The sequence below is a fragment of the Embleya sp. NPDC050154 genome (assembly GCF_044460165.1).
GTDB lineage: Bacteria > Actinomycetota > Actinomycetes > Streptomycetales > Streptomycetaceae > Embleya.
Map to the genome: position 1 here is coordinate 202,406 of NZ_JBITJP010000015.1, position 16,056 is coordinate 218,461.

A 16,056-nucleotide genomic window follows, 5' to 3' on the forward strand; every position below is an offset into this window, starting at 1 on the left:
CATGCAACCCGCGCGCGCAGCGAACGGCGGGCGGCCCATGCCCGCCTCAACGCAGTCAACGCAGACCACAACAGGCAGCAGCGACACAGACGTTCGAAGCGCGATACCCGCGGGGGACGCGGGTGGTCCGGCAGCGGCGCCGCGGCGCAGCGGCGCGGCGGGGGACGCGGGTGGTCCGGCAGCGGCGCAGCGGTGCGGAGTGGGTGGTGGGTGGCCCGTGCCTCGGGGCGCGGGGTGTCCGGGTGCGTCCCGGTCGTGGTTCGGAATCGGCGATGGGCCGGGACCCGGGGGTGTGCCCCGCGGCCCGGCCCATCGCCGTCGTCGGTCGGTTACAGGATCGCGCCCGGGCGGTACTTTGCCGCCTCCGGGTGCTTGGCGGCGACCGTCTCCACGCGGCGGACCACCTCTGCCACCTGGGCCGCCGCCGCGCCGGTGAAGGACAGGCGGTCGGCGAGCAGCGTGTCCAGCGCCGCGCGGTCCAGCGGCAGCCGCTCGTCCGCCGCCAGCCGGTCGAGCAGTTCGTTGCGTTCGACGCCCTCGCGCAGCGCGAGCGCGGAGGCGACCGCGTGCTCCTTGATCACCTCGTGCGCGGCCTCACGACCCACCCCGCCCCGGATCGCGGCCATCAGCACCTTGGTCGTGGCCAGGAACGGCAGGTAGCGGTCCAGCTCGCGCGCGACCACCGCCGGGAACGCGCCGAACTCCTCGAGCACGGTCAGGAACGTCTCGATCAGGCCGTCGAACGCGAAGAACGCGTCCGGCAGCGCCACCCGCCGCACCACCGAGCAGGACACGTCGCCCTCGTTCCACTGGTCGCCGGCCAACTCGCCGACCATGGAGGCGTAGCCGCGCAGGATCACGGTGAAGCCGTTGACCCGTTCGCACGAGCGCGTGTTCATCTTGTGCGGCATCGCGGACGAGCCGACCTGGCCGGGCTGGAAGCCCTCGGTGACCAGCTCGTGCCCGGCCATCAACCGGATCGTCTTGGCCAGCGACGACGGCCCGGCGGCCAGTTGCACCAGCGCGGTGACCACGTCGTAGTCGAGCGAGCGCGGGTAGACCTGGCCGACCGAGACGAACGCGTGCTCGAAGCCCAGGTGCGCCGCGACGCGCCCCTCCAGCTCGGCCAACTTGTCCTCGTCGCCGCCGAGCAGGTCGAGCATGTCCTGCGCGGTGCCCACCGGGCCCTTGATCCCACGCAGCGGGTAACGGGTGATCAGATCGTCGAGCCGGTGGTAGGCGACCAGCAGCTCGTCGGTCGCCGAGGCGAACCGCTTGCCCAGCGTGGTGGCCTGGGCGGCGACGTTGTGCGAACGGCCCGCCATCACCAGCTCGGCGTGCTGCGCGGACAACTCCGCCAATCGCACCAGCAGGGCCACCACACGGTCCCGGACCAGTTCCAGCGACGAGCGGATCTGCAACTGCTCGACGTTCTCGGTCAGGTCGCGCGAGGTCATGCCCTTGTGCACGTGCTCGTGGCCGGCGAGAGCGTTGAACTCCTCGATCCGGGCCTTGACGTCGTGCCGGGTGACCCGCTCGCGCTCGGCGATCGAGGCCAGGTCGACCTGGTCGATCACCCGCTCGTAGTCGGCGACCGCGCCCTCGGGCACCTCGATGCCCAGGTCGGCCTGGGCACGCAGCACCGCGAGCCACAGTCGGCGCTCCAGCACCACCTTGTGCTCGGGAGACCACAGCGTGGCCAGCGCCGGGGAGGCGTAGCGGTTGGCCAGAACGTTCGGAATGCGGGGCTTGCGCACAGGCTGGGACGTCACGAGCGGCGAGTTTACCGAGCCGCCGGCGCCGCCTTCGACGTACGTCCGTGATCACGCCCCGCGTACGTCACGAGCGGCGAGTCTACCGAGCCGCCGGAGCCGCCGGAGCCGCCTTCGACGTACGTCCGTGATCACGCCCCGCACCGGCGCCGCGCGAGCGGGCCGGACACCCGTGCCCGAGCCCGCTTCGCCACCGTCCCGACACGTCGCCACCGTCCCGACACATCGCCACCGTACGTCTCGAACCCGAGCCTCGGCCGGATCCTGGCCGCGTACGACGGAGTCTTCGTCACCGATTCACTCGTGTGAGGGACCATCGTGCACGGTTTCCGTCCGGGCCGCCGGAACCTCGCCGGGACAACCGTCCGCCTGGTCGGCGTCGCCCCGATCGTGTCCGCGCCCGGCGCTGACGCCGCGTCACAACCCGTGCCCGGCATCGCATGTGCCGCCCGCCGCCGGGTAGACGCCGGCCATCGCGGGACGACCTTGGGGGCGGGCTCATGGGCAGGCGGCAGGACGCGCGAAACGCACGCAGAGAACGCGCCGAGCGGGAGGAGCGAATCGCCCGCGCACTGCGCGGGGGCACGGACCGGGCCAAGGAACCACCCCCGCGCGGCGGAACCGAGGACGAGACCGGACGGCTCCCGGGCCCGCGCGACGCGGAAAAGCCCAAGCCCCGGAACCGGGACAGAGACCGAGACCGGGACCAAGACCAAGACCGAGACCGAAACCAAGACCGGCCCACCCCACCAGTGGACCTCGACAAGCCCGACACAGCCAACGAACCACCCCCCGAGTCGCACCTCCCCGAACGCCCCACCGACCTGCCCACCTCGTCGTGGTTCCGAGCCGCCTGGCGCACGATCCGCGAATTCAAGGAGGACGACCTCAACATCTGGGCGGCCGCGCTCACCTATCAGAGCGTGTTGTCGATCTTCCCCGCCCTGCTGGTCGTGGTCTCCCTGGTCGGCCTGGCCGGCCGCTCCGCCACCGACGCGCTGACCGAGAACGTGCAGAACGTGGCGCCCACCGAAACGCACCAGATCGTGATCAACGCGATCCAGAACCTCGAGAACAGCCGCGGTGCCGCCGGCCCGCTGGCCCTGGCCGGCCTGGGCCTGGCGCTGTGGTCGGCGTCCGGTTACGTGGCCGCGTTCATGCGCGCGTGCAACACGATCTACGACGTGCCCGAGGGCCGGCCGCTGTGGAAGACGGTGCCCACCCGGATCGCGGTCACCGTGGTGACCCTGGTGTTGCTGTCGGTCTGCGCGATCGCGGTGGTGTTCACCGGCTCGCTGGCCAAACAGGCGGGGCATGCGCTGGGCGTGGGTGAGGCCGGCGTGCTGCTGTGGGACTACGCGAAGTGGCCGGTGCTGATCGTGGTGGTCAACTTCCTGTTCGCGCTGCTGTATTGGGCCGCGCCGAACGCCAAGCAGGGCTTTCGCTGGATCACTCCCGGCGGCGTGCTCGCGGTGCTGTTGTGGGCGCTGTTCTCCGCCGCGTTCGCGTACTACGTGGCCAACTTCAGCACCTACAACAAGACCTACGGCACGCTCGCCGCGGTGATCGTGTTCCTGGTCTGGCTGTGGCTGACCAACATGGCGATCCTGCTCGGCGCGGAGTACAACGCGGAGATGGAGCGGGCCCGCGCGATCGCCGGCGGCCACCCGCCGACTCTGGAGCCGTACGTCCGGATGCGCGACACGCCCAAACCCAAGGGCGCCTGGAAGCGCTGGTTCCGCTTCGGCCGCACACCCGGGGCCACGCGGGAGGGCGAGGAGTAGACAATCGAGGGCATGGACAAGATCCGGCCCGCGTACGAGGAACTGGGCGCCGAGGGCTTCTACGCCTCACATGGTGCGCGGTACCGCAATCCGCACGAGCCCCGCGTCCGGGCGGTGCTGGCCGAGGTACTGGCCGAGCCGTCGGCCGCCGAGCCGGATCTGCTGGACACCGTGCTCGACCTGGCGTGCGGCAGCGGCGAGGCCACCCTCGCGCTGCGCGAACTCGGCGCGCGCGAGGTCACCGGCGTCGACCCGTACACCGGCGTCGCCTACCGCGAGCGCACCGGGCGCGACGCCGAGCCGTTGCGGTTCGAGCAGGTGGCGGCGGGCGCGCTGACGGGTCGCACGTACTCGCTCGTGGTGTGCAGCTACGCGCTGCACCTGCTCGCAGAGTCCCGGCTGCCCGCGCTGGCGTACGCGTTGACCGAGGTCACGTCCGCGTTCGTTGTGGTGACTCCGCACAAGCGTCCGGTGCTGCGGCCGGAGTGGGGATGGCACCTGCGGCGGGAACTGGTCGTGGATCGGGCCCGGGCCCGGCTGTATCGGACTTCGCCCGAGCCCGTCTAGGCGACTGGGCCACGGTGACACCGGCGCTGGCGATGACCACCAGCGTGATGCCCCCGATCTGGATCAGTACCAGCGACTGATGCAGGACGACGAAGCCGGCGATCGCGGCCACGGCCGGCTCCAGACTGGCCAGCAGCCCGAACGTCGCGGTCGGCAGGTGCTTCATCGCGAGCATCTCGAAGCTGTACGGCAGCGCCGAGGACAGCAGCGCGACGCACAGGCCGAGGCCCAGCACCTTGGGCTCGAACAGCGCGGTACCGGCGGAGGTCACGCCGAACGGGGTGACCAGGACCGCGGCGACCGCGAAGCCGAGCGCCAGGCCCTCGATGCCGTCGAAACGCTTGGAGATCTTCGAGGCGACCACGATGTAGCCGGCCCAACAGGCCGCCGCAGCCATCACGAAGGCGACGCCGACCGGGTCCAGACCGCTGAAGCCGCCGCGGCCCAGGAGCAGCACGCCGCCGGCGGCGAGCACGATCCACACCATGTCGCGCAGCCGCCGGGACAACACCACGGCCAGACCGAGCGGGCCGAGGAACTCGAGGGTGACGGCCGGGCCCAGCGGCAGCCGGGCGATGGCCTCGTAGAAGAACATGTTCATGCCGGCGAACATCACGCCCAGGCCGACCACCACGAGCCAGTCCGCACGGGTGCGCCCGCGCAGTCGCGGCCGGCAGAACGCGAGCAGCATGGTCGCGGCCAGCACCAGCCGCAGGGTGACCGCGCCGGCCGGGCCCACGTACGGGAACAGCCGGGCCGCGAAGGCGGCGCCGAACTGGATCGAGCACGCGCTCGCCAGCACCAGCAACACCGCGCGACCCTGCGCTCCCGGCCGGAGCCGGTCGACGAATGCGGGTAGCGCACGCGAGGTCGCGTCGGCGGTGGTGCGGGAGGTCATTCTCCGACACTACGGACATCGTCAAGCCACTTCACGCGCCGGCCCCCGCGTCGGCGGCATTCCTATCCCGCACCACCTTGCGCAGGGTCTCGGGCACCGGACCCAGGCCGGCCTCCAACTCGCGGATCCGGCCCTTGGCGGCCCGGCGTTCCCGACCGCCCAGCACCACGCGCAGTTGGCCCTCGTAGGCCAGCGCGGCGAGCGCGGCGTCCGCCGCCGGGACGCGCGTGATCGGCTGGGTGCCCTTGAGCGCACCCCACATCGCCTTGGTCGCCTCGGTCCGCAGGCGCGGTTGGCGCAGGACGATGCGTCGGGTCGGGATGATGCCCAGCAGGCGGTACGTCTCGTACCTGATCAACCGCTCGCGTTCGAGGTGGGCACCGACTCGGCCGACGGCCTGTCGCTCGCCCTTCTTGACCCAGTGGCGCCACCGGTGCGCTCGCTCGCTCGCGGTGATCCTGGCCAGCAGGTCGGCAGCCAGATCGCAGTGCGCGACGACGGTGCCCCGGCGGGCGGTCACCGTCACCTTTCCGTCGTCGTCACGGATCAGGCCCCGCTCGTACAGGTCGTACAGGGCCGCCGCCTGGAGCGTCACCCCCAGGTGCGCCCGGCTCAGCAGTCGGCGTCGCTCGGGACTGTAGGCGAGCAGGAACACTTGCCGGGCCATGGAAACGTTCATGTCGACCTCCAGGGACTGGTTCACGTCGGCCTCCTCGGCGCCAGGACGTCACATCGTCGTCGGGGTTGTCGTCACGGCGCGGTACCGAGGTCGCCAGGGTCGCCACGGCGGCCACCACGCCGACCAGCACCGCCAGGGTCGCCTCGATCGCCACCGTCGCCTCCGCCGGGCTCGGTATCGGATACGGACTCGGATGACTCGGGCTCGGGTTCGGAGGACTCGGGTTCGGAGGACTCGGGTTCGGAGGACTCGGGTTCGGAGGACTCGGGTTCGGAGGACTCGGGTTCGGAGGACTCGGACTCGCGGAACGCGGGCCCGGAGGACGCGGGGTCGGCCTTGGGTGGTCGGCCCCGGCGGGCCGGACGGCCGGCGTTGCCCGGCATCCGGCCCGCGTCGCCCAGCGAGCGCCGGAGCAGGAACTCGATCTGCGCGTTGGTGCTGCGCAGTTCGTCCGCCGCCCATTTGGCGATCGCGTCGTGCACCGCGGGGTCCAGTCGGAGCAGGATCTTCTTGCGCTCGGTCACGAGGACCGACTACGCGTACAGGGAACCGGTGTTGACCACCGGCTGGGTGGCCTGTTCGCTGCACAACACCACGAGCAGGTTGCTGACCATCGCCGCGCGGCGGTCGTCGTCCAGTTCCACCATGTCGCCCTCCTCGAGCCGGGTCAGTGCAAGTTCGACCATGCCCACCGCGCCCTCGACGATCCGCTGCCGGGCCGCGACCACCGCACCCGCCTGCTGGCGGCGCAACATCGCCTGGGCGATCTCCGGCGCGTAGGCCAGTCGGGTGATCCGCGACTCGACCACGCTGACCCCGGCGGAGGCAACCCGCGCGCCGATCTCGGCGGAGAGCTTGCCGGTGATCTCGTCGGCGTTGTCGCGCAGCGACATGCCGCCGTTGCCGTGGTCGTCGTACGGGTAGCTGTTGGCGATGTGCCGCACCGCGGTCTCGGTCTGGATCGCGACGAACTCCTCGAAGTCGTCCACCTCGAACCTGGCCTGCGCGGTGTCCTTGACCTGCCACACCACGACCGCGGCGATCTCGATCGGGTTGCCGTCGTTGTCGTTGACCTTGGCGGTCTGCGTCTCGTGGTTGCGGATGCGGGTGGAGATCTTGGTGCGGTTGGTGAACGGGTTCACCCAGCGCAGGCCGTCCTTGCGCAGCGTGCCCTTGTAGTGCCCGAACAACTGGAGCACCCGGGCCTCGCCGGGGGCGACGGTGGTCAGCCCCAGCAGGGAGAACAGCGACACGACGATGATCACGATGCCCGCGGTGATGCCCGCGGCCTTCTGTCCGCCGTGCTGCAGTGCGCCGAAGACGGTGAGCCCTACGCCGCCGCCTACGCAGAGCAGACCGACCGTGAGCGCGGACAGCCCGGGGGCGCCGGTCACCAACTTCTCCCGGACCTGGGGGGCCGGCATTTCCACAATGGTCTCGGAGCCGATGTTGCTCATGAGGTCACTCCCCGATCGCTTCGATGTGCCATCACCACCATAGCAAAGTGATATCACTTTTAGGCAAGGGAGAAACCTCGATCGTGCCCGCGGCCCGGCCGGTCGTCCGTGTGGGCGGCCCGTCGATCAGCCGAGCGACTTGATCGTGGTGCCGTTGCGGACGTTGGCCGCCAGCGCCGGCGCGGGCGGAAGCGCGCCGGGAGGGGCCTTGATCACGAGTTGCCGGGCGTCGGCGGAGCCGGTGACCGAGCCGGACGCGCTCACCTTGACCACGTCGCGGGTGCCCGCCGCGACCAGATACCAGGTGCCGGTGCGCGAGCGCCACCAGGTCGAGGTGACGATGTCGTTGCCGGAGCGGCTGCACGCGGGCGAATCGGTGAGCCGGTTGACGGTCTGCGCGCCGGTCGCGCTCGCCCCCGGCGGCAGGAACTGGACCACGACGTCACCGCCGCCCCTGCGGTCGAACGCGTGCAGGCACGACCACATCGCCTCCCCCGCGGACTCGGGCAGGTCGAAATGCGCGAACTCCCAGTTGTTGACCAGCCGCAGGCCCCGTCCGCGCAGCGTGGCCAACGCGCACGCGGTCCGCGACCAGATGTTGAGGGCGCGTTCACTGGAGGCGGCCTCGGAGGGGCGGCCGGTGTGGAAGTAGTCCGGCGGCGGCATGTAGGTCAGGTGCGTGGCGGTCAGTTCGCCCAGGTCCGCGAGCAGGTAGGGGTGGTTGTCGGCGGCGCGCCCGGACAGCAGTTCGAGCACGGGTACGGTGGCGCAGTCCTTCGCGGCGGTGCCGAGATCGGGCATCGGGGCGGTGATGCCGCCGGTGATCGCGAGCGGCTTGCCCTTGTCCTCGGGACGACGCAGGTCGCGCACGGCGGCCTCGTCGACCCAGGGCGCGAGCAGCATGCGCACGCCGGCCGGGTCGCGGCGCAGCACCACGGCGGAAGCGGAGCGCTCGTCCGAGTCGTCGGACGAGGCGACGTCGAGTCGGTGTCGGCCGTGCTCCTCGGTGTAGCGGGCCAGGCGCGTGCCGTCGGCGAGCAACACCACGGCGGCGCCCGCGACGTCACCCGCGTACAGCAGGCGTGGGGTGCCCGACGGCGGGCCCACCGCGGCGTCCGGGCCGAGGGTGACGGGGGTGCCGTCTTCGGGATCGGTCCATGCCCGGACCGCGCGCCGGGTCAGCGCCTCGTCACCGGCCCGGGCGCCTCGGGTGGACCAGACCTCGAAGTCGAGCCGGGTCGTGGTGTTCCAGGCACCGGCCGGGATCGATCGCGGCGGCCCGGCGACCACCTGCGCGGCGGGTGCGGCCTGGTCGCTCCGGCCGCGGTCGCCCGAGGGAGCGGTGCGGTCGGTCGCGTACCAGGCGATCATCGCGATCGCGCCGGTCGAGGCGAGTACGCCCAGCGCGGTGCGCCGGCGTCGGCGGCGGCGCAGCAGGTCCGAGGGGCTGGCCCGGAGCGTGCACGGGTCGAACTGGTCGGCGCGCAGCAGCCGGTCGGCCGCTAACCCGGGGCCGGCCGGAGCCTCGACCGGGCGCAGCGCGGGCTCGGCGGTATCCGCCTCGGCCTCGGCGGCCAGGACGTCCTCGACACCGGCGGCGAGCAGGAGTTCGGCCACCTCGATGGGGTCGAGGCCGTCCAGCGCGCGCAGCACGAGGACCGCGCGGGCGGGGCCGGACAGTCGGCCGAGCGCCTGCTCGATCGCCAACGCGTCCGCGCCGCCGGTCGGCGGGAACAGGCGCAGCCCCCAGACCTGCGGCAGCAGCACCCGGCGCCGGGTGGAACGATTCAGGCGCAGCGCGCCGCGCACGACGCGCAGCCGGAGCAGGTCGGCGTCGCTCATGTCCGCGCCGTCGGGGCCGCCGGCACCGCGTCCGAGATCGCGCAGTCGGCCCGGCAGCGCGTCCTGGACCAGGGCGTGCGCGGCCAGCACCCGTCGGTGCCGCTCCATCGTGGGCGGCAGGATCAGGTAGGCGAGCCGGACGAGTTCGGGGTAGCGCCCGACCAGCAGGGCCTCGGTGCGGCGCACCGCCCCCTGGTCCAGCCGGCGTCGGCACAGCTCGACGAGGTCGACCCGGGTGCGGCGGATGCGGCCCAGGGCACTGCGGTCGGTGTGCCCGGCGCGGTCGTCGGGACCGCCGTGGTCGGCTTGCGAGCCGCGGCCGTTCGGGTCGGGTCGGGTCGCCGGGTCCGGTGTGTTCTCGTCGCCGCCGTGTCGCATGTGTAGCCCCCTTTTCGCCGCGCCTTCGTCGGCTCCCGCGAATCGGTACGGGGCCCGTGCGCACGATGGCCAACGAGCACCACCCGGAGGGGTCACACATAGTACGAACATCTCTTTTTATGTCGTTTTTTGCTCGAAGCGATCGGCTTCGACGCCGCCGGGCGGCCAGGTCGGATCACCCGGGTCCGACGAAGCCCGATTCGTAGGCCGCGATCACCGCCTGGGTGCGGTCGCGGGCACCCAACTTGCCCAGCAGCGCGCTCACATGACTCTTGACCGTCTCGGTGCCCAGGAACAACTCGGCGGCGATCTCGGCGTTGTTCAGCCCCCGGGCCATCGCCCGCAGCACCTCGGCCTCGCGGTCGGTCAGGTTGGCCCGGGCCACCGCGTCGGCGCGGGCCGCGTTCCGGTGGCGCTCGACCAACGCCCGTAGCTTGGCCGGGAACAGCAGCGAGTCCCCGGTGGCCAGCGCCCGCACCGCTCCGGTGATCTCGTCCGGACGGGCCCGCTTGAGCAGGAAGCCGTGCGCTCCCACCCGCAACGCCTCGTAGACGTACTCGTCGTTCTCGAAGGTGGTCATGATCAGGATCTTGGGCGGCTGGTCGAGATGGGCGAGCAGATCCCGGGTGGCCTGGATGCCGTCCACGCGCGGCATGCGCACATCCATCACGAGCACGTCCGGGCGCAGCGAACGCACCAGCGAGAGCACGCCCGCTCCGTCGTCGGCCTCGCCCACGACCTCGAAATCGGGCTGCGCGCCCAGGATGGCCCGCAGGCCCGCCCGAACCAGTTCGTCGTCGTCCACCAGCATGATCGTGATCGTCACGACGCCCACCGTAGAGGTAGCCGCACGTGCACCCGCCAGTAGCCGTCCTGGGGGCCGGCGGTGGCCTCGCCGCCGAGCAACGCGGCCCGCTCGCGAATCCCGCGCAGCCCGCTGCCGCTGCCCGCGCCGACCACCGATCGCTCCGCACCGGCGGCGGGTGCGCTGTTCAGCACGGTCAACTCGACGTCGTGGTCGTCCACCGCCACGGTGACGTCGACCGGAACCGGGCCCGCGTGCCGCAGCACGTTGGTGAGCGACTCCTGCACGATGCGATAACCCTCGCGCGAGATCACCGCCGGCACCGCGTCGAGGGCGCCCGATATCCGCAGTGCGACCGAGGCGCCCGCGCCGCGCGTGGTGTCGACCAGCGTCTTGACCTCGGGCAGGCCCGGCCGGGGCGCGGCCGGCTCCGGCGCGTCGCGCAGCAGCAACAACATGCGTTCGAGATCCTCCAGGGCCTGCCGACCGGTCTCCTCGATCGCCTCGAGTGCCCGGTCCGCGAAGCCGGGGTCGGTGTCGAGCAGTTGCCGGGCGGCGCCGGCCTGGAGCACCGTCACCGACAACGCGTGGCCGATCGAGTCGTGCAGCTCTCGGGCGAGCCGATTGTGTTCGAGCAGTTGCTCGGTCCGACGCTCGGCTATCGCGAGCCGCTCGCTCGCGGACGGCCCGAGCAGCTTGGTACCGAGCCGGGTCAGCAGCCAACCCACGCCCGCCAGGTAGTAGATCGCCGCGACGATGACGAGCAGGCCGAGCGGGATCAGCCACCAGTGCCCGGCACCGCCCGCGAAGGTGAGCCCGCTGAACTTCAAGCCCCCGTCCGTGGCCGGTGCCACGATCATCGCGATCCCGGTGAACACCGCCTGGCCCACGACCGCGAGGCCGAGCCAGGCCAGTTCGACCCGCAGCACCAGCCACAGTGCGGTGCGCCACCGATCCGCCCATCCCTGGGACCGGGTCACCGCGATGTCGCTCTCGTCGCCGGGGCGCAGCAGCAGCCGAGCCAGGAAGCCCTCGAACCGGCGCGCCTCGGCGAGCAGCCCGAACGCCACCAGGATCGGAATCGGGGCGGTCAGCAGTGCGAGCCCGTCGGCGACCCCGCCGTTGTCCTCCAGGCCGGGATACACCAGAGCGACCGCAACGCCCAGCGCCAGCGCCGTGAACAGGTGGAAGCCACGCGTGTAGGTGCTCCCCGCGACGAGCGGGTGGGCGAGGCGGGCGAGCGAGGTGCGAAGCGGCGCGATCCGGGACATGCCGCCATCCTGCCGGGTCGTCGTGCGCGCGGCCTCCCCCACCCGGGGGAGACCGTCCCCACGGTCGGGGGATCCGACGCAGGGCTCCCGAATCGCAGTCTTGAGGCACCGCAGCAACCGGGCGGTGAGACCACTCCGAGGCAGCAGAGGGAGCACCGCAGATGATCCGCATCCGGAACCTGACCAAGCGTTACGGCGACGTTCTCGCGGTCGACGACCTCGACTTCGAGGTCGCCGCAGGCACGGTGACCGGCTTCCTCGGGCCCAACGGCGCGGGCAAGTCCACCACCCTGCGGATGGTGCTGGGTCTGGACCGGCCCACCTCCGGAACCGCCACCGTCGGCGGCCGGGTCTACGGCGAGCTGCGCGAGCCGCTGCGCCATGTGGGAGCGCTGCTCGACGCGGGAGCGGTGCACCGACGCCGCCGGGGCCGCGACCACCTGCTCTACCTCGCGCGGTCCAATCGCATACCGGACTCCCGGGTGGACGAGGTGTTGGACCGGGTCGGCCTGACCGACGCGGCCCGGCGCCGGGCCGGCACCTACTCGCTCGGGATGCGCCAGCGCCTGGGCATCGCCGCCGCGCTGCTGGGCGATCCGCAGATGCTGATCTTCGACGAACCGGTCAACGGGCTCGACCCGGAGGGCATCCGGTGGATCCGCGACCTGATCCGGTCGCTGGCCGCCGAGGGACGCACGGTGTTCCTCTCCAGCCACCTCATGAGCGAGATGGCGCTGACCGCCGGACACCTCGTGGTGATCGCCGGCGGGCGCCTGTTGGCCGACACCTCGATGACCGAGTTCGTCGGCGAGGGCGAGTCCTTGGAAGACGTCTATCTCCGGCTGACCGCCGGACACGAACAGTTCGTGGGAGGTGGCCGCGCATGAGCACGGCAAGCACGGCAACGACACAGGCGCGCGACTCGTTCCCGGCGGCGCTGCACGCCGAGTGGACCAAGATCCGCACAGTGCCCTCGACCCGGTGGTTGCCGGTGGTCGTGGTGCTGCTGACCGTCGGCGTCGGCGCACTGGTCGACGCGTTCGTCGCCGAGGGCCAACGCCGCGAGGACGGCACGGAATACGACCCCTTCACGCTCGTGCACTACGGCGTCAACCTCGGCCAGATAGCACTGGTGGCCTTCGCGGTGCTGGCCGTGGCGGGCGAGTACGGCAGCGGCACCATCCACGCCTCGCTCGCGGCGGTGCCCGATCGCCGCGTGTTCGCCGCCGCGAAGTTGACCGTGATCACCGCGGTGGCACTGGTCACGGGCGTCGTCTCCAGCCTTGCGTGCACGCTGGCGGCCCGGGTGTTCCTCCCCGCCGGCGACATCTCGCTGACCACCGCGGAGACCTGGCGCACGGCCTTCGGCCAGGGGGCCTATCTGGTGCTGCTGGCGGTCATCTGCGCCGGCGTCACCTTCGTGCTGCGCACGCCGATGGCCTCGATGGGTCTGCTGATACCGCTGATCCTGCTGGGCACCGCGGCGCTCACCGCGATACCCGGCGTGCGCGAGGCGGCCAGATTCCTGCCGGACCAGGCCGGGCAACGCATCATGCGGCTGCGCGACTTCAACGCCTACGAACTCGACCCATGGGCGGGCCTGGGGGTGATGGCGCTGTGGGCAATCGCCGCGGCGGCCACCGCGCTGATCGTGGTGCGCCGGCGCGACGCCTGACGCCGGGCGCCCCTCCGGTTACCCACGGTCACTTGTGGGCATCCCAGAGCCCATGTCCAGATGGCGGCGGCGCGAGGCGGCACCGGGGGAACCCCTGCCGCCCACGCGCCGCAACACCGAACTCCTGCTGCTCGTCTTCGCGGTCCTGGTCCCCGTCTGCGCCTACGCCAACGTCGGCCTGGCCAAACACGGCTCCATTCCCCAGGACACCGCGAAGTACGGCCTCGGGCTGGGTTTCCTGGTCCTGGTCGCCCACCTTCTGGTGCGCCGCTTCGCGCCGTACGCCGATCCGGTGCTGCTGCCGATCGCCGCGCTGCTCAACGGCCTGGGCCTGGTGCTGATCTACCGGCTCGATCTGGAGACGCCGAAGGTGCAGGCCGCGTCCTCGCAACTAATGTGGTCGGCCATCGGGGTGATCCTGTTCGCGGTGGTGATGATCGCCGTGCGCGACCACCGCGCCCTGGGTAAATACTCCTACCTCGCGGCCACCGTGGCACTGTTCCTGATGATCGTCCCGGTCTTCTTCCCGGCCATCAACGGCGCGAAGGTGTGGATCCGGCTCGGCCCGTTCTCATTGCAGCCCGGCGAGTTCGCCAAGATCATCCTGGTCGTCTTCTTCGCGTCCTACCTGGCCACCACGCGCGAGACACTGATGATGATCGGGCGCCGATTCTGCGGCGTGAACCTGCCCCGCGGTCGCGACCTGGGTCCGGTCGTCGCGGTGTGGCTGGCCTCGGTCGGCATCCTGGTGCTGGAACGCGATCTGGGCACGTCCCTGCTCTACTTCGGCGCGTTCGTGGTGATGCTCTACGTGGCGACCGCCCGGATCGGTTGGATCCTGGTCGGCCTGATCCTGATCGCCCTCGGCGCGTTCGTCGTCGGTTCCGCGGAACCTCACGTGCACCTTCGCGTGCAGAATTGGCTGGACCCGTTCGCGAGCATCCACGCGGGGCTGGGGCCGGGCCAACTCGCCCAGTCGCTGTTCTGTTTCGCGGCCGGCGGCCTGCTCGGCGCCGGACTCGGACTCGGCCACTCGATCCTGGTCGGCTTCGCCGCCAAGAGCGACTTCATCCTCGCCACGGTCGGCGAGGAGCTCGGACTCACCGGCCTCGCCGCGCTGTTCGTGCTCTACGCGCTGCTGGTCGCGCGCGGCTTCCGGGCCGGCCTGACCGCGTCGGACGCGTTCGGCTCACTGCTCGCGTACGGGCTCTCCGCCGTCCTGGCGATCCAGGTGTTCGTGGTCGCGGGCGGGGTGACCGCGCTGATCCCGCTCACCGGCATGACCATGCCCTTCCTCGCCCAGGGCGGCTCGTCCGTGGTGACCAACTGGGCACTGATCGCGCTGCTGATGAAGGTCAGCGACCGCGGCCGCCGACCACTCGCGCCGATCGACGAACCGGCCCCGCTGCCCGAGGAGGTGCCCGCGTGATCGTCACCGCCCGACGAGCCGCCGGATTCTGCCTGCTGCTGCTCCTGGCACTGCTCGGCAACGCGACCTGGCTCCAGGCGCACAAGGCCGACGCCTACGACCACATGACGGGCAACCGCCGCCCGCAGATCGTCCGCTACCAGGAGCCGCGCGGCGACATCCTGGTCGCCGACCGGCCGATCACCGGTTCCCCGCACATGGACGCCTCCTCCGACCTGGCCTACGGTCGCAGCTACACCGACGGCCCGCTCTACGCGCCGGTCACCGGCTACGCGTCCCAGCTCTACGGGACCACACTGCTCGAAGGCGTCGAGGACGACCTGCTCGCCGGCACCGATCCGCGCCTGGGCGCGTGGCCGGTGATCACCGCCGTCACCCGCAAGCGCAGCCCCGCCGGCAATGTGGCCACCACGATCCTGCCCGCCGCCCAACAGGCCGCGTTCGCCGGTCTCGCGAGCACCGGCAACAAGGGCGCCGCGGTCGCGATCGACCCCACCACCGGCGCGATCCTGGCGCTGGTCAGCACCCCCTCCTACGACCCGGGCAGGCTCGCCGCCGCGAACAAGGCGACCCGTACCGCGTGGACCGCGCTGGACACCGACCCCGACCGCCCGATGCTCAACCGGGCCCTGCGCGAGACCTATCCCCCGGGCTCCACCTTCAAGGTGGTCACCGCCGCCGCCGCGCTCGGCTCCGGCACGGTCGCCGACCCCGACGAACCGACCGAATCACCCGACCCCTACCCCCTGCCCGAAACGCAGACGCGCCTGGGCAACGAGGCCAACGGCTGCCGCAACGCGTCGCTGCGGCACGCCCTGTCGGTGTCCTGCAACACCGTGTTCGCCAAGCTCGGGGTCGACATGGGCGCCGAGGTGATGCGCCGTCAGGCCAAAGCGTTCGGCTTCGGCGACCCGAAACTGCGCATCCCGGTCGCGGTCACCGAGAGCGTGTTCCCGAGGAGCCCCGACCGCCCGCAAACAGCGCTGTCCTCGATCGGCCAGTTCGACACACGGGCCACCCCGCTCCAGATGGCGATGGTCGCCGCCGGCATCGCCAACGACGGCGACGTGATGCGGCCGTATCTGGTCGAACGACTCACCCGCGGCGACGGCAGCACCGTGCAGGCAACCCACCACGAGACCCTGGCCCGCGCGGTCTCCCCGCCGGTCGCACGCCAACTCCAGAAGATGATGCAGGACGTGGTCACCAACGGCACCGGCGGCAACGCTCGGATCGACGGCGCGATCGTCGGCGGCAAGACCGGCACCGCCCAGCACGGCGAACGCAACCGGGCCGTGCCCTACGCGTGGTTCATCGCGTACGCCAAGGCCGACGCCGACGCCAAACCCGCCGTCGCGGTCGCCGTCGTGGTCGAGGACGGCGCGGCCGACCGCGCCGACATCACCGGCGGCGGCCTCGCCGCCCCGATCGCGAAGGCGGTGATGTCCGCCGTGCTCGCGCGGTGACCACGACACCACAGGGCGCGAGCAGCGATCGGT

Annotated in this window: 12 protein-coding genes and 2 pseudogenes; 6 read left to right on the plus strand and 8 right to left on the minus strand. The window is 71.7% G+C overall.

Going from position 1 to position 16,056, the window contains the following annotated elements:
* Positions 1 to 329 precede the first annotated feature (329 nt).
* Positions 330 to 1,772, minus strand: a complete 1,443-nt coding sequence (purB, locus tag ACIBSV_RS29600; protein ID WP_395868298.1) for an adenylosuccinate lyase — start codon at positions 1,770 to 1,772, stop codon at positions 330 to 332.
* Between the two features lie 500 nt (positions 1,773 to 2,272).
* Between purB and ACIBSV_RS29605 the strand changes: the two genes are divergently transcribed.
* Positions 2,273 to 3,556: a YihY/virulence factor BrkB family protein gene (locus ACIBSV_RS29605; RefSeq protein ID WP_395868300.1), complete on the plus strand. Its 1,284-nt coding sequence runs from the start codon at positions 2,273 to 2,275 to the stop codon at positions 3,554 to 3,556.
* Between the two features lie 12 nt (positions 3,557 to 3,568).
* A pseudogene (locus ACIBSV_RS29610) lies at positions 3,569 to 3,970 on the plus strand (class I SAM-dependent methyltransferase); the annotation flags it as partial.
* Positions 3,971 to 3,986: 16 nt separating this feature from the next.
* On the opposite strand, the gene ACIBSV_RS29615 reads toward ACIBSV_RS29610, so the two are convergent.
* The 7 genes and pseudogenes from ACIBSV_RS29615 to ACIBSV_RS29645 all read right to left on the minus strand — a co-directional run bounded on the left by ACIBSV_RS29615 (position 3,987) and on the right by ACIBSV_RS29645 (position 11,453).
* Positions 3,987 to 5,021, minus strand: a complete 1,035-nt coding sequence (locus ACIBSV_RS29615; protein WP_395868302.1) for an EamA family transporter — start codon at positions 5,019 to 5,021, stop codon at positions 3,987 to 3,989.
* Positions 5,022 to 5,052: 31 nt separating this feature from the next.
* Positions 5,053 to 5,724, minus strand: coding sequence for a GPP34 family phosphoprotein (locus ACIBSV_RS29620; protein WP_395868304.1), 672 nt, complete (start codon positions 5,722 to 5,724; stop codon positions 5,053 to 5,055).
* A 290-nt stretch (positions 5,725 to 6,014) separates the two neighbouring features.
* Positions 6,015 to 6,224 (minus strand): annotated as a pseudogene (locus ACIBSV_RS29625) (hypothetical protein); the annotation flags it as partial.
* Positions 6,225 to 6,233: 9 nt separating this feature from the next.
* Positions 6,234 to 7,157, minus strand: coding sequence for an SPFH domain-containing protein (locus tag ACIBSV_RS29630; RefSeq protein ID WP_395868306.1), 924 nt, complete (start codon positions 7,155 to 7,157; stop codon positions 6,234 to 6,236).
* Positions 7,158 to 7,283: 126 nt separating this feature from the next.
* The gene (locus ACIBSV_RS29635) at positions 7,284 to 9,377 is read right to left on the minus strand and encodes an RNA polymerase sigma factor (protein ID WP_395868308.1); all 2,094 of its coding nucleotides are present in this window, start codon (positions 9,375 to 9,377) and stop codon (positions 7,284 to 7,286) included.
* Between the two features lie 175 nt (positions 9,378 to 9,552).
* Positions 9,553 to 10,188, minus strand: coding sequence for a response regulator (locus ACIBSV_RS29640; protein ID WP_395868449.1), 636 nt, complete (start codon positions 10,186 to 10,188; stop codon positions 9,553 to 9,555).
* A gap of 11 nt (positions 10,189 to 10,199) precedes the next feature.
* Entirely contained in the window at positions 10,200 to 11,453 is a 1,254-nt protein-coding gene (locus tag ACIBSV_RS29645; RefSeq protein WP_395868310.1) for a sensor histidine kinase, read from the minus strand.
* Positions 11,454 to 11,614: 161 nt separating this feature from the next.
* Here ACIBSV_RS29645 and ACIBSV_RS29650 point away from each other — a divergent pair, with 161 nt between their 5' ends.
* Genes ACIBSV_RS29650 through ACIBSV_RS29665 form a run of 4 tightly spaced genes read left to right on the plus strand, consistent with a single transcriptional unit; the run spans position 11,615 to position 16,023 of the window.
* Positions 11,615 to 12,340: an ABC transporter ATP-binding protein gene (locus tag ACIBSV_RS29650; RefSeq protein WP_395868312.1), complete on the plus strand. Its 726-nt coding sequence runs from the start codon at positions 11,615 to 11,617 to the stop codon at positions 12,338 to 12,340.
* Positions 12,337 to 13,128, plus strand: a complete 792-nt coding sequence (locus ACIBSV_RS29655; protein ID WP_395868314.1) for an ABC transporter permease — start codon at positions 12,337 to 12,339, stop codon at positions 13,126 to 13,128. Before ACIBSV_RS29650 ends, ACIBSV_RS29655 begins: the two co-directional genes overlap by 4 nt.
* A gap of 52 nt (positions 13,129 to 13,180) precedes the next feature.
* On the plus strand, positions 13,181 to 14,557 hold the full coding sequence (locus tag ACIBSV_RS29660) for an FtsW/RodA/SpoVE family cell cycle protein (protein ID WP_395868316.1): 1,377 nt from the start codon (positions 13,181 to 13,183) through the stop codon (positions 14,555 to 14,557).
* A complete protein-coding gene (locus ACIBSV_RS29665; RefSeq protein ID WP_395868318.1) occupies positions 14,554 to 16,023 on the plus strand; it encodes a penicillin-binding transpeptidase domain-containing protein in 1,470 nt (489 codons plus the stop codon). The genes ACIBSV_RS29660 and ACIBSV_RS29665 overlap by 4 nt, the downstream gene beginning before the upstream one ends.
* Positions 16,024 to 16,056: the final 33 nt, after the last annotated feature.

Coding starts and splice junctions, on each gene's coding strand:
- ACIBSV_RS29605 (WP_395868300.1), top strand. CDS start 2,273: ATGGGCAGGCGGCAGGACGCGCGAAACGCACGCAGAGAACGCGCCGAG.
- ACIBSV_RS29630 (WP_395868306.1), bottom strand. CDS start 7,157: ATGAGCAACATCGGCTCCGAGACCATTGTGGAAATGCCGGCCCCCCAG.
- ACIBSV_RS29655 (WP_395868314.1), top strand. CDS start 12,337: ATGAGCACGGCAAGCACGGCAACGACACAGGCGCGCGACTCGTTCCCG.
- ACIBSV_RS29650 (WP_395868312.1), top strand. CDS start 11,615: ATGATCCGCATCCGGAACCTGACCAAGCGTTACGGCGACGTTCTCGCG.
- ACIBSV_RS29635 (WP_395868308.1), bottom strand. CDS start 9,377: ATGCGACACGGCGGCGACGAGAACACACCGGACCCGGCGACCCGACCC.
- ACIBSV_RS29640 (WP_395868449.1), bottom strand. CDS start 10,188: ATGCTGGTGGACGACGACGAACTGGTTCGGGCGGGCCTGCGGGCCATC.
- ACIBSV_RS29660 (WP_395868316.1), top strand. CDS start 13,181: ATGTCCAGATGGCGGCGGCGCGAGGCGGCACCGGGGGAACCCCTGCCG.
- ACIBSV_RS29645 (WP_395868310.1), bottom strand. CDS start 11,453: ATGTCCCGGATCGCGCCGCTTCGCACCTCGCTCGCCCGCCTCGCCCAC.
- ACIBSV_RS29615 (WP_395868302.1), bottom strand. CDS start 5,021: ATGACCTCCCGCACCACCGCCGACGCGACCTCGCGTGCGCTACCCGCA.